We start from the raw sequence: 14,505 nt of genomic DNA, 5'->3' as shown, positions 1-14,505 counted from the left end.
TATTTATTTTAAAATTATTTTTTCGGCGTCTCCAAAACTATCATAGTTTGAAGTAATTACTTTTTCTCCTGCTTCTAGTCCTTCGAGTAATTCATAATATCTCGAGTTTTGTTTCCCTATACGTATGGCTCTTTTCCATGCTACTTCGCCCGAAGCATCCACAACAAAAATCCATTGCCCTCCGGTACTCTGAAAAAAACTTCCTCGAGGTAGTAAAAGTGCATCATTTGATGCTCCTAGTTGCAGTTTTATATTATAGCTCTGTCCAGTTCGTATAGTTTCGGGTTTTTGATCTGCAAAGACCAGGTCTACTTTAAATTTCCCGTTGCGTACCTCGGGATATACTTTACGAAGACGAAGTTGATATTCTTTACCATTACGATCTAACACTGCGGTTAAATCTCTTTTTACTCTATCTATATAATGCTCGTCTATTGTTGCTTCTATTTTATAATCTGTTAATACATTTATCTGCCCTATACGTTGTCCCTGTCTTATATTTTGACCTATTTCTGCATCTAAAAACCCTAATTGACCATCTGCAGGAGCTCTTACATTTAGATGATCCAAACGTTCATATACCATAGAAAGTGTTTTTTGCATACGCTCCAGATCGGTATCTAACCCTGATAAAGAAGTAGCTCGAAGAGATTTATCTTGTTCTGTTTGAATTTTAATTATTTCATATCGTTTTTTGGATAGCTCATAGTTTTCTTTTGAAATTAGATATTCTTCCCGAGAAATCAATTCATCATCAAACAAAGCCTTACTCTGTTCATAATTTCGCTTCAATTTTTGTAATTCATATTCTGAGCTTACCAGGTCTTTTTGGCCTTCTACTTGTCTAGAATCAAAAGTCAACTTTGTAGAACGAAGGTCATTCTGTTTTAATGCTAAATTACTTTCACTAGCCAAAATCTGTTCATAAAGAGCACTGTTTTCTAACTTTAATATAATATCTCCTTTTTTTACCATCGCTCCTTCTTCGATAAGCTTTTCTGTTACTCTACCTCCTTCATAAGCATCCATATAAATTGTACTTATTGGAGCTACCGCACCATTAATGGTAATATAATCATCAAATTTCCCAAAAGAAACTTCTGCTATCGACAATTTTTCTTTTTCTGTTCTAAATGTAGCTGCCGAGTTTCCGAATACCATTTTCCAACCTACAAAAAACAATACTATACCTATAGCAATGTATCCATAATGTTTAGGTCTTAATCCTTTTTTCTTTTCAATTTTTATATCCATTTTATTGTGCTCTATTTATATTAAAAACAGGTAATCCATTATAAAAATCCAATGTGCTTTCGTTTACTTTTAAACGTAATTGTACCTGTAGGTTTTCATTTTGTGAGTTCGCTAATAAGTTTTTAGATTGGTTGAGTTCTATAGCGCTTATCAATCCTTTTTCATATCTCTTTTGAGCTATCTTAAAAGTTAATACCTGTGCGTTCATTTTTTGCGAACTCTGTTGATATTCAAAACGTAGTGCATCTCCTTCCTGAACAAGTTGTTGTATTAGTTTAAACAGTTCTTGTTTTTGAATATCAAAATTATTGTCTGCTCTCATCATTTCTACCTTTTGCTGTTTTACACGTGACCGATTTGACCATCCATTACTGATAGGAATGTTAAGCGAAACTCCAACATATTTTGAGACATTATCTTTAATCTGATTTTTAAAAGAAATAACTCTTCCTGTATTGTCATTAACATTGGTTTCATAAAATCCTGTTTGATAACCTGCAAAAAAAGACAGAGAGGGGTACAAGCCCCCTCTGGCTATGGCTAATTGCTTTTTGGCTGCTTTTGCTTTTAACTCTTGTGCTTTTATGATAGGAACAAAAGTTCTCGCTTTACTGTAAATAGAATCTCTATTTGCTTTAAAAACATCCACATTATCATCGGCTTCTATAAGAGAAGATTGAATAGAAATAGTAGTAACATCTTCTAAGTTCATTTCTTGTATAAGTTTAAGTTTTGCAGCTGCTACATTATTCTCATTTTGAGTAACCAATAATTGATCGGCTAATAATGCAGATTCTGCTTCGTACAAATCAGCTTTTGCTTTTTGACCAAGTTCTACTTGTCTTTTTACAAGTGTATAATTAGTAGTGGATACTTCTTCTTGTTCTTTAGAAATGGTTAAAAGTCCTTCCATAAACTGAATATCATAAAAAGCAGACATTACTCTAAATGCCAGTAGATATTTTTGATGCAGCACTTCTTCATTTGCTGCTTTATTCAAAAATTTTGAAGCTTTGATTGTGTTTATTTTTTGAAAACCTCTAAACAAATCAATTTCTGCATTCAATCTATAATTATTAGAGAAAAAATCAGTGTTTACAATATTGTTATTATTGGGATCTACCGATCTTCCATATCGAATATTATAATCTGAAAATGCATTGATACTTGGCAATAAATTTCTTACCGATTGCCGATATGTTTCCTTGTTAGCATCCTGATTGTATTTAAAATCCTTGAGCTGTAGATTATGACCTATAGCATAGGTTACACAATCATCTAATGACCATGATTCTTGAGAATACATCGTATTTGATATCAAGATCAAGAGAAAATATAAGATTTTGTTTTTAGATTTTATCATTTATAAACACTTAAATAACGTTTTGATGCCAAACCATAACCTAATGCCGTGCCAAAAACACAAATCACTACATATCAGCGTATTAATACAAAAAACATCTATATTGAATTTTTAAAATGTAAAATTATTATACAAATAGTGTCAAATAATTTTACACCTCTATAGGAGTACTGTCTCAAATTTGTAGTTTTACTATGATAACTTAAATAATAAATAATGCAGGATGGAAAAATTTTAATCATTGATGATAATAAGAGTGTTTTAAGCGCATTAGAAATTTTATTGCAGTTTGAGTACAAACACATTAAAACAATTTCTAATCCCAATCAAATTTCCTCATTACACAATCTAAGTGATTATGATATTGTGGCATTAGATATGAATTTTTCTGCCGGTGTCAATACAGGAAATGAAGGTTTATTCTGGCTTAGAGAAATAAAGAAAAAAGCTCCTCATACTTCGGTAATTATGATGACGGCTTATGGTGCTGTCGATCTTGCTGTAAAAGCGTTAAAAGAAGGAGCTACCGATTTTATATTAAAACCCTGGAATAATGAAAAGCTATTGGCTACAATAAAGTCTGCTTTTCTACTTCGTAAATCCAGAAAAGAAGTACAAGAACTAAAGCAGAAAGAAAACCACCTAAAACAGGTTATCAATCAAGACAGCAACTATATTATTGGTAACTCTAAAGCACTAACTGCTGTCTTAAACCTAGTTAGAAAAGTGGCAAAAACAGATGTTAACGTTTTAATCACAGGTGAAAACGGAACAGGAAAAGAACTAATTGCCAGAGAATTACATAGAATGTCTCCCCGAAAAAACGAAGTTTTTATTGGAGTAGATATGGGCTCAATATCAGAAACATTATTTGAAAGTGAACTTTTTGGTCATACCAAAGGAGCTTTTACAGATGCCAAAGAAGATCGCGCAGGAAAGTTTGAAGCAGCAAACAACGGTTCTTTGTTTCTTGATGAAATCGGAAACTTATCACTACAAACACAAGCCAAACTATTATCTGCAATACAAAACAGAACAGTTGTAAGGGTTGGTTCTAATAAACCTATTCCCGTAAACATACGCCTGGTTTGTGCCACTAATTGCAACCTTAATCAAATGGTAGATGAAGGTATTTTTCGCGAAGATTTATTATATAGAATAAATACGATTCATATTGAAGTACCTCCATTGCGAGAACGAGATAACGATATCCTGATACTTGCAGATTTTTATTTAAAAAAATTCGCGACAAAATATGGCAAACCGTCGCTTCGAATAAATACTGCTGCCGAAGAAAAATTAATGGGATATCGTTGGCCAGGAAATGTAAGAGAGTTACAACACACAATAGAGAGAGCAGTAATTTTATGTGAAGGAAATGTATTGAAACCAACAGATTTTTTATTGAGTAACAGCCCGGGGATTTCTTTGGACAAAGGTCCTGAGACTCTTGATGAAATGGAACGACTCATGATTGCCAAAGCACTTGACAAACATAATGGAAACTATAGTGCTGCTGCAAATCAACTTGGTATTTCGAGACAGACTTTATATAACAAAATAAAAAAATCAGAAAACTAATGGTAAGCCAAAATCTCTATACAAAATTAATCCTAAGAGTAGTAATGCTTTCCTTAACTGCACTGATATTAGCCTTTGCGTTTTTTAAAGAATTGTATATTTTGTCTTTTTTTGTTCTATTATTACTTTCATTACAAACGATATTTTTAATCAAATATCTAAACCATAATAATAGAAAGATTGCCTACTTTTTTAATTCAATTAAAAATGAAGATTTCACACTTCGATTTCCCGAAAAAGGAGGCCCAAAATCATTTAACGAATTAAATCAGAGCCTTAATAGTCTTAATGATGTAATTCGAAAAGTACACTTAAAAAACCAGACACAGGAACAGTATTACCAAGAAATACTAAAGCAAGCAGAAATTGGTATTTTGACTTTTAATCATAAAGGGCATATTCTTTTTAACAATCCTAAAGTCGAAAAATTACTAAATTATACTCCTCTAAACCATATAAAACAGCTAGTGCAGGTTGATAAAAAATTGTATGACTTATTTAATAATATTAAACCATTCGAACGAAAACTCTTTCAACTTACCAACGAGCGAGAGACGATACAGTTGTCTATTAAATCTTCAGAAATAGTATTAAATAACGAAGTTTTAAGATTAATAACCATACAAGATATCCATAACGAATTAGACGAAAAAGAAACAGATTCGTGGATAAAACTCATTAGAGTTTTGACTCACGAAATTATGAACTCTGTTACTCCCATTACTTCAATATCAGAATCTATTTTGGGATATTATAAGGATAAAAGCGGGATCATACCGGTTACAGCAATTGATGAAAATAAAATTCATAATACTGCAAAAGGACTAGAAGTAATCAAAAATCAAGGAAATGATTTAATGAGTTTTGTACAGTCGTATCGTAGTTTCTTAAATGTACCTGTACCCGATAAGAAAATAATTAAAGTAGATGAATTATTAGAGAAGGTAAAAGTTTTGATGAGCCAGGAGATTGATTTTAATGTCATTTCTTTTGATATTCTTAACAATACAGAAGATCTCGAAATTTATGCAGACGAAAAGCTAATTACTCAGATATTGCTAAACCTTTGTAAAAATGCAATTCAAGCTTTAAAAGATACCGAAAAAGCAACTCTAATGTTTATTGTTGGAATTACTACTGAAGGAAAAAAATATATAACAGTTAAAGACAATGGTCCGGGCATACATCCCGATATCATGAGCCAGATATTTATACCTTTTTATACCACAAAAAACGAAGGTACAGGTATAGGCTTAAGTCTTTCTAAACAAATTATGCATCTGCATGGAGGTAGTCTAACGGTTCATTCTATACCTAATAAGGAGACATCTTTTTCATTACTTTTTGAGTAATATTATTTATTTTACGGTATCAAGTTTTAATGTTTTAAGTAAAGCATCAAAGTAGTAATCTTCCTGATCTGGTATGATTACTACTTTATACGCTGTGTTTTTTATAATATAATGTGAGGTGGTCTCGGGGTCTAATATTTTAGAATGACGATTAACAATCTTTTGAATAAAGTCATTAATCAAAAGTACCTCATCGTAACTTATCTCTCTGCGATATGTAGGTTTATCGCTTTTATAAACTAGATAATCATTCCTAAAACTAAGAGATTTTTTATCGCCAGTATGGCTGTTAAACTCAAAAGTAAAATCTTTAGACGTAAATATTTTATTAATATTTTCTACCGTTGGCTCTACACTACGAGCACAACTCACAATGAAAATAATAACAAAAACTATCTTTATTCTATGTATCATCTTTAGAAAAGAAGCAAGATAAAAGATATATTACTATCTCCTTATCTTATTTTGAAGCAAATCGCTTTATAGAACTTTCAAAATCAATATCCTCCAGGTTACTAATCAACAATCCAATTCCTCCGGATTTTGAAGCAACAATATATTCTGTCTGGAATTTTCTATCTTTTTTATAAGCTTTTAAATATTTAAGCTTAACTACTTTTGATGTTGGAGTAAAGAAAAAACGACCATGAATTCTTTTATATTTTACTTCCTGAATATTAGATTCATCTTGCAATTGATCATTAAGTGCGGCAACAACTCTAGCGGCTCTATGCTCATCAAACTGATAGAAATCACAAGTATAGATAAATACATAGTTTTCTACATTATTTTCATCTACGAATAGTTCGAAATCTACTTTTTTATCTTCTATTTTTTTTAATTCATGTAAAGCAACCTTTTTAAATTTTGGTTTATTTTCTAATGAATCTAATCTGCTTTTAAATTCTTCGGGAGATGTTTTAGAATAGGCACTGGTAAGCACAATAGTATTGTTTCTAAATTCGATTGTGTTTTTCGAAAACTTAGAAAACTTAGATTCTTTGGGTAAAAATTCGCATCCTACAATAAGGATTACGATTAGCAATAGTAGAATTTTTTTCATAAGGCATTTGTGTTAATTAATATAACATTATATAGATAAGCCCTAAATGATTGTTTTGCAAGTTAATAAAAAAAAACCACATAATTGTCATTCAGCCGAATTTTTAAACACTTTAACCGGTTTTTACTCTCTATTTTAAGTTTTAAGTAAGTATTATATGGCATTACACCATGTGATAAAACGGCCAATTATCATACTCTATAGTCTAAATTGGAAATAAAATTTTCTACATTAAAATTAACATCTTCTTTCTCTTATTGACCAAGAAAAAATGCTTTTACTACAGTAAACTCAAGTTATAAAGGTATTATATCCAATCTACAGGGTTTGTTAGTACTTCTACTAATCGCGCTTCTTCACTACCCGTTTCTGGGTGGTAATCATATCGCCATTGTACATGAGGAGGAAGACTCATTAAAATACTTTCTATTCTTCCATTAGTTTTTAGCCCAAATAGAGTTCCTTTATCATGTACCAGATTAAATTCTACATAACGTCCACGTCGAATTTCCTGCCAATCTCTATGTGTTTCTGTATATGGAAGCTCTTTTCTTTTTTCTACAATCGGAGTATACGCTTCTAAAAAACTATTCCCTACTTCGGTTACAAAATCATACCAGTTTGGCATCGACATCGCATCATTTGCTTTACAATAATCAAAAAATAAACCTCCTACTCCACGGCCTTCTCCTCGATGTGCATTATAGAAATACTCGTCACATTTCTTTTTGTAGGTAATATAAAAATCTGGGTCATGTTTATCACAAGAATCTTTACATACCTGGTGAAAATGCCTTGCATCCTCATCAAACAAATAGTACGGTGTTAAATCTTGGCCTCCTCCAAACCAGCTATCTACAATTGTTCCGTTTTTATCATACATTTCAAAATAACGCCAATTCGCATGTACCGTTGGTACCATTGGATTTTTGGGATGTAGTACTAATGACAAACCACAGGCAAAAAAGTCAACCTCGCCTACTTTAAAATAGCTTTGCATAGCTTTGGGAAGTGCCCCATGAACTCCAGAAATATTCACACCTCCTTTTTCGAATACATTTCCATTTTCGATTACACGGGTTCTTCCTCCACCTCCTTCAGAACGCTCCCATAGATCTTCCTCGAATTTAGCTTTACCATCTATTTCTTCCAGTTTTGAGGTTATGGTATCTTGTAAGTCTTGTATGTATTGATAAAACTTATCTTTCATTATAATTATATAATTTTTTATCAGATCTTAAAAATCCAATTGAATTTAGCTATGGTATTATGCTTCAATTTTGGAAATCTCCTCAGATGTGCTTTTTAGTTCAATTAATCCTTTTTCTTTCAAAATTTTTACCGTTTCTGTAGAGGCTGCAACTACAGATATAGGTAGTGTGATAACAAATCCTATAACAGGTATAAAGAGCATCAATACAAATACAACTCCATTACCAATAGCAGTCCCTCTATTTTTTCTTACAAACTGGATACTTTCTTTATAATTAAAATGACGTTCCATAGTATAGTCCATATTACCAAAACCTACATAATATGCTTGTATCAGAAAAATTAATATTGTTGCTACAATACCAATAACCGGAATAAAACTTAAAATAATTAGCGGAATCATAAATAATAATTCTCTAAATAGATTTCGTATGTTAATACGGATACCTCTAGATAATTGTTGACTAAATGATGTATTACGGTGCGAATGATTTGTTTCTCCCAGAAGATGTGTTTCTACTTTTTCTGAAACCGGACTCATAAATGGAGCAGACAATGCCATTACAATGTGTTTATATAGTATTAATCCTATTACTAGGATTAATAACCCCCCGATATATGTGCTAATGGTCGCAAATGTTTCTGATCCCCATTCCCAAACCCAAATCCGAGAAATTAAAGCTCCCAGGTTATCTGAAAAGAAATATACTAATGCTACAAAAGATAATCCTGTGATTACGCTTATCAAAATAGGAATCGCAAAAAATTTCCATAATCCTAGTTTTGAAATAAGTTTAAAGGTTCCGAAATAAGCTTTGATCCCGTTAATGATATTTTTAAGCATTGGTCACTGTTTTTTTGATTGATTTACTCTCTTATATAAGTAGTCTTTTTATCATTTTTGTTTCAATTTTGGAAATATTTCATGATCAAGTATCGATTTCCAAAAGATAAACCAATTTATCTTTATGATCCAGTATTTCTTTAATATCTATTACTTTCTTAGCTTTTTGAGTATTATCCTTTAAAAAAGTGATTATTTCTTCTTCAAAAGAAGTAGTTAGTTCCAAAAAATATTTTCTGCCAATTTCGTTGTTATGTAAATCCATTGCAGTTTCTAATGGTTTATTTGGAGCTAGTTTTTCATGTAAATCGGTTATTTTTTGTGCCCAGTTTACAGATTTTTCTTTGTTTTTGGTTATTCTAAAAGTAGTTTGACAAATCAATATATTCCATAACGCATGTCGAAAAGCATTAGCTTTTCCGTTTTTATGATGTGCTTTTCCATAATGCAAATCACAAATGATCATGGTTCTCCTTGTAGCTTTTAATGTTGGATAGACTAGTAAAGGATTCTGAAGCATTACCCCTGCTACCTTAAGGATTTGCCTAAAACTTAATCGTTTTAACAGATTCCCTATACTCATTCTTATGCTTGATATTCTTTTACTGCATCTACAAAGGCTTGAGCATTCTCTACAGGAATATTAGGTAAAATCCCATGTCCTAAATTAGCGATATAACGATCTTTACCAAAAGCGTCTATCATTTGTTTAACCATTTTTTTGATTTCTGCTGGTGGAGATAATAATCTCGAAGGATCAAAATTACCTTGTAGTGTTATATTTCCTCCGGTAAGATAACGAGCATTACGCGCAGAACATGTCCAATCTACTCCAAGAGCAGCAGCTCCCGATTGTGCCATTTCTTGTAATGCAAACCAGCATCCTTTTCCGAAAACGATCACTTCGGTTTCTTCTTTTAATGCATCTACAATTTGCTGGATATATTTCCATGAGAATTCCTGGTAATCTACTGGTGATAACATCCCTCCCCAGCTATCAAATACCTGAACTGCATTAACTCCTGCTGCAACTTTTGCTTTAAGATAAGCAATAGTAGTATCGGTAATCTTTTGCAATAATTGGTGTGCTGCTTCTGGTTGTGTAAAACACAATTCTTTGGCCTTATCAAAGTTTTTAGATCCTTGCCCCTGTACAGCATAACATAAAATTGTCCATGGTGAACCGGCAAAACCAATTAAAGGAACACGATTATCCAAACGTTCTTTGGTTAGTTTTATCGCATCTATTACATATCCTAATTCTTCGTAGACATCTGGAACAATTACTTGTTCTACATCTGCCAAAGATCGAATTGGATTAGGAAGCCAGGGACCAATTCCGTCTTTCATTTCGACCTCGATATTCATAGCCTGTGGGATCACCAAAATATCACTAAACAAAATTGCTGCATCGGGACCAATGATATCTATAGGCTGTACGGTTATCTCTGCAGCCAATTCTGGTGTTCTACAACGTGTAAAAAAATCATATTTTGCTTTTAGTGCACGAAATTCTGGTAAGTATCGCCCTGCCTGACGCATCATCCATACTGGTGGGCGTTCTACAGTTTCCCCTTTTAATGCTCTAAGAAATAAGTCGTTTTTAAGTTGTGTCATAGCTATTGTGAATTTTCGACTTTGCAAAAATTGCTTTATTATTTATTTTTTAGTAAAATGTTTTACGGCTTGAACAATTACGTTTTCTACCGTAGGTTTATTTGCAACAATAATATTATTTGTATGTTTTTTAGCTTCAGAAGCAGTTGTGCTTCCTATACAAAACGAAATACTTTCTCCTATTTTATTTTCTGAAGTATAGCTTTGAATTCCGGATGGACTAAAAAACAATATTCCATCAAACGAACGGATAAATTTATTCGATTTTAACTGTGTTTTATATACAATCTGCTCTTTTAACTCAACATTATTTTGTTTCAAAAGATCTGGTAATTCATCTCTTCTTAAGTTTCCGCAAAAAAACAAAAAAGAGTGGTTTTTGTATTTTTTTATAATGATTTTAGCTAAATCTGATGCATTTTGAGCAGTTTCTACCACATTGAAGTCATTTTCCTCTAAAAGCTTTTTAGTATTATCTCCTACACAAAAACAGTTTGAAATGATCATTCCAGAGTTTTTAATTGCTTTCACAGCGTTCTTGCTTGTAAAAATTGCATTCTGGATTGTATGCTTATTTGTAATTTCTAAAAGTTCAATAGTTATGGCTTCATACTCGACAAATCCAAGACCAGTATTTAGCAACAACTCTTTTTGAGCTGTAGAAAGTTTTTTGGTTGAGAGTATTGTTGGTGAAGTATCCAATCTATCCGATTTCTGCTTTTATCTCTTTCATCAATTCATGTCCTCCGTTATTCAATATTTCCTGAGCACATATCGTTCCCAGGTTTTCTACATTACCTATTTTTATTTCTTTATTGACTTCAATCTTATCATTTCCGTCAAGACTAAACAAAGCTCCGGTAAAGTAGATAATATCTTCTTTAATTTCTGCTAGTGCTCCTATTGGTGCTGTACAACCTCCTTCTAATTCTCGTAAAAACTCGCGTTCGATATGTACACATATTTCAGATGGGCTATCATTTAAATTTGATAATGCCTTTCTGCAATACTCATCTTCTTCTTTTGCAACAACTAACATTGCTCCTTGTGCTGGTGCAGGAATCATCCAATCCAGATCAATATAATTATCAGGTTTTAGATCAATGCGTTCTAATCCGGCAGCTGCAAATATGGCACCATTCCAATCATTCTCGGTTAGTTTTTGCATACGTGTATTTACATTACCTCGCAGATCAACTACTGTATGCGTTGGGTATTTATGTAACCATTGTGCTTTTCTTCGAAGACTTCCGGTAGCAATTGTTCCTTCATTTTCTAAAAAATCCAACCCTTTATGAACCAGAATATCATTTACATTAGCGCGTTTTAAAATGGCTGCTTCTATAATTCCTTTTGGTAGAATTGTCGGAACATCCTTCATCGAATGCACTGCAATATCAATATCGCCTTGTAACATCGCTATATCCAATGTTTTAGTAAAAATCCCGGTAATCCCTAACTCATACAATGGTTTATCCAATATAATATCCCCAGTTGATTTAACTGGGATCAAGTGAGTTTTATATCCTAGTTCTTCTAATTTTTTTTGTACGGTATTTGCTTGCCAAAGTGCTAATTCACTATCTCTGGTACCTATGCGAATCGTTTTTGCCAAAGCTATTTGTTTTGTAATTGAAATACTTTCTGAATCAATTCTATGCTTTCATCTGCCGAGGTGTTATCATCTTTAAGATGATTGGCAAAATGATTCGTGATTTTCTGAATGATTCGGCTACTAATAATATCTGCCTGTTCTTCATCAAAATCTGCATACTTTTTTCGTTGTAGATTAATTTCTGCATCTTTTAATGTAGATAATTTATTTTTAAGTGCCTTAATAGTGGGAGCAAATTTTCTGGTTTCTAACCAACTATCAAATTCTGTTTTTACTTCTTCTATAATAATCTCGGCTTGCGGGATGTATTGTTTTCTTCTTTGTAATGTATCATCTGTCATTTTTGACAAATGATCCAGGTGTACCAAAGTTACATTGGGTAACTCAACTACATCATCTGATACATTTTTTGGAATAGACAGATCTAAAATCAATAATGGCTTTTGCGAATGAATTAGTTGTTTAGAAATAGTAGGATTCTGCGCTCCCGTAGCCACAATAAGGATATCTGTATTTGTTATTTCTGACTGAATGTTAGCATAATCTTTTACAATAAGATTAAATTTTCCTGCTACTCTTTCTGCTTTATCTTTTGTTCGGTTAATTAGTGTTATATGATCGTTCTTGGTATGTTTTATTAAATTTTCACAGGTGTTTCTACCTATTTTACCAGTTCCGAAAAGCACAATTTTTTTATCCGAAATATGTTCTACATTCCTAAGAATGTATTGAACCGATGCAAAAGAAACTGAAGTTGCTCCAGAAGAAATCTCAGTCTCATTCTTGATACGTTTGCTTGCCTGGATTACCGCATTTATAAGTCTTTCTAAAAAAGGGTTGGTAACTTCTGCTTTTTTGGAAGCTTTAAAACTTTGTTTTAGTTGACTTATAATTTCAAAATCCCCTAATATCTGACTATCCAAACCTGTACCTACTTTAAATAAATGTGATACTGCTTTACTATTTTTATGTACATATGCTACTTTTTCGAATTCTTCTATGGTTCCGTGAGTATGCTCGCAAAGTAATTTGATTAATTGAAATGGATGTTGAGCAAAACCATGTAATTCGGTTCGATTACAGGTAGAAGTAACTAGTAAGGCTTCAATGCCTTCTTTTTTTGCCTGTTGTAGTATTCCTTCTTTGGCTTCTTCGTTTACACTAAAATGACCTCTGATCTCTGCATCAGCTTTTTTATAACTAAGTCCAATAGTGTAAAAATTTGTTCCTTTTGCTCTTGAGTGAGACTCCATGCAGTCAATTCTATTATATTATATTCCATAACAAAAGTATTTTAGATATATCAGAAAAAATAACGCCAGAAGAATTTTAAGTGTCGAAAAACGTTGTTTAAGATATTTTTTGTAAAAAAATGGGTAAAAACCCTTATTTTTGTATAGGTGCCAGAGATTCTTACATCGACAGTTTAGACTCATTCTAAATAAATAAAATTTTACAACTATGGAAATTGAACTAAAAAATAACGCTCCAGGGATTCTAGAAGAAACCCAAATCGAAGATGGTTTTCATATCCTAAAATTTCAAAACGAAACCAATGAAAATCAACGAGTTGTAAGAGATATCGACAGTAGTCTTATCCAGTTTCATTTCTGTATTAAGGGGGGGATTAAATTTAACTTTAATAACGGAAGCTATGCTATAAACCTTTCTGAAGAAAATTCGCTTCTTCTCTATAATCCACAACGCGATCTTCCAATGAATCTCGAAATGAAAAAGGATTCCTGGTTGATCACTATCCTTATTTCTATAAAAAAGTTTCACTCTTTATTTTCTAAAGAAGCGGATTATATTCCTTTTCTCGGAGAAGGAAACCGTGATAAAAAATATTATACCGATGCCAAAATTTCTCCTTCAATGGCTGTGGTACTAAATCAAATTATGAACTACAACCTTCATCAATCGATTAAACTGTTATACTTTAAAGGAAAAGCATATGAATTATTAAGTCTCTATTTTAATAGACCTGGGGACGCAGATGTAGAGCAATGTCCGTTTTTGGTAGATGAAGAAAATGTATTAAAAATTCGAAAAGCTAAAGAAATTATTATCGCCCGTATGGCAGAACCTCCTACACTTCAGGAGCTATCTAATGAGATTGGATTGCCTCTTAAAAAACTTAAAGACGGATTTAAACAAATTTATGGTGAACCGGTATATACATTCTTGTTTGATTACAAAATGGAGGTAGCCCGACAACTATTAGCTTCAGGAAGTCATAATGTAAATGAAGTAGGTTTAAAAGTTGGATATAGCACTGCTAGCCATTTTATAGCTGCATTTAAAAAGAAATTTGGAACTACTCCAAAAAAATATGTGATGAGCTTAAACTAAAACTCATTTAATCGAATGATTCCCCTCTAGGAATACCTACTCCTTTTTGTAAGGATACTATCGAATCATACATTCCTTGATCCTCATCAGAAGCATCTGCCAAAACAGATACAAAATCAAACTGTTCTAACAACTCCAGAATAAAGGGTAGTTTATCTTTTTCGACATCTACAATTATACGTTTCATCTTTGCTTTTTTTAATCACCTAAAAATACTAAAATAAAACTACCCAACTTTCGGTTTGCCAGAAT

The 14,505-nt window shown here is 32.3% G+C and carries 15 protein-coding genes; 3 read left to right on the top strand and 12 right to left on the bottom strand.

All coding sequences use genetic code 11. The annotated features are described in order from the left end of the window. Positions 1–3: 3 nt before the first annotated feature. Entirely contained in the window at positions 4–1,254 is a 1,251-nt protein-coding gene (locus NNL09_RS08880; protein ID WP_025665225.1) for an efflux RND transporter periplasmic adaptor subunit, read from the bottom strand. 1 nt (position 1,255) lies between these two features. Next, positions 1,256–2,560 (bottom strand): TolC family protein, encoded by a 1,305-nt coding sequence (locus NNL09_RS08875; protein ID WP_231389208.1) that lies wholly within the window; start codon positions 2,558–2,560, stop codon positions 1,256–1,258. Between the two features lie 273 nt (positions 2,561–2,833). On the opposite strand from NNL09_RS08875, the gene NNL09_RS08870 reads away from it, so the two are divergent. Together NNL09_RS08870 and NNL09_RS08865 are read left to right on the top strand one after the other, a co-directional pair. Further along, positions 2,834–4,198, top strand: a complete 1,365-nt coding sequence (locus tag NNL09_RS08870) for a sigma-54 dependent transcriptional regulator (RefSeq protein ID WP_025665227.1) — start codon at positions 2,834–2,836, stop codon at positions 4,196–4,198. Further along, positions 4,198–5,550: a PAS domain-containing sensor histidine kinase gene (locus NNL09_RS08865; RefSeq protein WP_025665228.1), complete on the top strand. Its 1,353-nt coding sequence runs from the start codon at positions 4,198–4,200 to the stop codon at positions 5,548–5,550. The genes NNL09_RS08870 and NNL09_RS08865 overlap by 1 nt, the downstream gene beginning before the upstream one ends. A gap of 6 nt (positions 5,551–5,556) precedes the next feature. Here NNL09_RS08865 and NNL09_RS08860 read toward each other — a convergent pair whose 3' ends face one another. The 9 genes from NNL09_RS08860 to hemA form a co-directional block, all read right to left on the bottom strand. After that, complete coding sequence (locus NNL09_RS08860; RefSeq protein ID WP_025665229.1) at positions 5,557–5,964, bottom strand: hypothetical protein; 408 nt, start codon at positions 5,962–5,964, stop codon at positions 5,557–5,559. Positions 5,965–6,010: 46 nt separating this feature from the next. Then, a complete protein-coding gene (locus NNL09_RS08855; protein ID WP_025665230.1) occupies positions 6,011–6,613 on the bottom strand; it encodes a hypothetical protein in 603 nt (200 codons plus the stop codon). 307 nt (positions 6,614–6,920) lie between these two features. Next, positions 6,921–7,823 carry an oxygen-dependent coproporphyrinogen oxidase gene (gene hemF / locus NNL09_RS08850; RefSeq protein WP_196910907.1) on the bottom strand — a complete coding sequence of 301 codons (903 nt, stop codon included), beginning with the start codon at positions 7,821–7,823 and terminating at the stop codon, positions 6,921–6,923. Positions 7,824–7,880: 57 nt separating this feature from the next. Beyond that, positions 7,881–8,669 carry an EI24 domain-containing protein gene (locus NNL09_RS08845; RefSeq protein ID WP_025665232.1) on the bottom strand — a complete coding sequence of 263 codons (789 nt, stop codon included), beginning with the start codon at positions 8,667–8,669 and terminating at the stop codon, positions 7,881–7,883. A gap of 85 nt (positions 8,670–8,754) precedes the next feature. After that, positions 8,755–9,252 (bottom strand): hypothetical protein, encoded by a 498-nt coding sequence (locus NNL09_RS08840; RefSeq protein WP_196910908.1) that lies wholly within the window; start codon positions 9,250–9,252, stop codon positions 8,755–8,757. A gap of 2 nt (positions 9,253–9,254) precedes the next feature. Beyond that, positions 9,255–10,286 carry a uroporphyrinogen decarboxylase gene (gene hemE, locus NNL09_RS08835; protein ID WP_196910909.1) on the bottom strand — a complete coding sequence of 344 codons (1,032 nt, stop codon included), beginning with the start codon at positions 10,284–10,286 and terminating at the stop codon, positions 9,255–9,257. A gap of 42 nt (positions 10,287–10,328) precedes the next feature. Next, positions 10,329–10,988 carry a uroporphyrinogen-III synthase gene (locus tag NNL09_RS08830; protein WP_196910910.1) on the bottom strand — a complete coding sequence of 220 codons (660 nt, stop codon included), beginning with the start codon at positions 10,986–10,988 and terminating at the stop codon, positions 10,329–10,331. 1 nt (position 10,989) lies between these two features. Continuing rightward, positions 10,990–11,901 carry a hydroxymethylbilane synthase gene (hemC, locus tag NNL09_RS08825; RefSeq protein WP_196910911.1) on the bottom strand — a complete coding sequence of 304 codons (912 nt, stop codon included), beginning with the start codon at positions 11,899–11,901 and terminating at the stop codon, positions 10,990–10,992. 2 nt (positions 11,902–11,903) lie between these two features. Next, on the bottom strand, positions 11,904–13,154 hold the full coding sequence (gene hemA, locus NNL09_RS08820; protein WP_025665237.1) for a glutamyl-tRNA reductase: 1,251 nt from the start codon (positions 13,152–13,154) through the stop codon (positions 11,904–11,906). Between the two features lie 208 nt (positions 13,155–13,362). Here hemA and NNL09_RS08815 point away from each other — a divergent pair, with 208 nt between their 5' ends. Then, the gene (locus NNL09_RS08815) at positions 13,363–14,253 is read left to right on the top strand and encodes an AraC family transcriptional regulator (protein WP_025665238.1); all 891 of its coding nucleotides are present in this window, start codon (positions 13,363–13,365) and stop codon (positions 14,251–14,253) included. Positions 14,254–14,260: 7 nt separating this feature from the next. Here the strand turns inward: NNL09_RS08815 and NNL09_RS08810 are convergent, their stop codons facing one another. Continuing rightward, positions 14,261–14,440, bottom strand: a complete 180-nt coding sequence (locus NNL09_RS08810) for a hypothetical protein (RefSeq protein WP_025665239.1) — start codon at positions 14,438–14,440, stop codon at positions 14,261–14,263. Between the last annotated feature and the right edge of the window lie 65 nt (positions 14,441–14,505).

Source organism: Aquimarina sp. EL_43 (genome assembly GCF_943422735.1).
In the GTDB taxonomy this organism is placed as follows: Bacteria; Bacteroidota; Bacteroidia; order Flavobacteriales; family Flavobacteriaceae; genus Aquimarina; species Aquimarina megaterium.
This window is presented reverse-complemented; position numbering and strand designations above follow the sequence as displayed.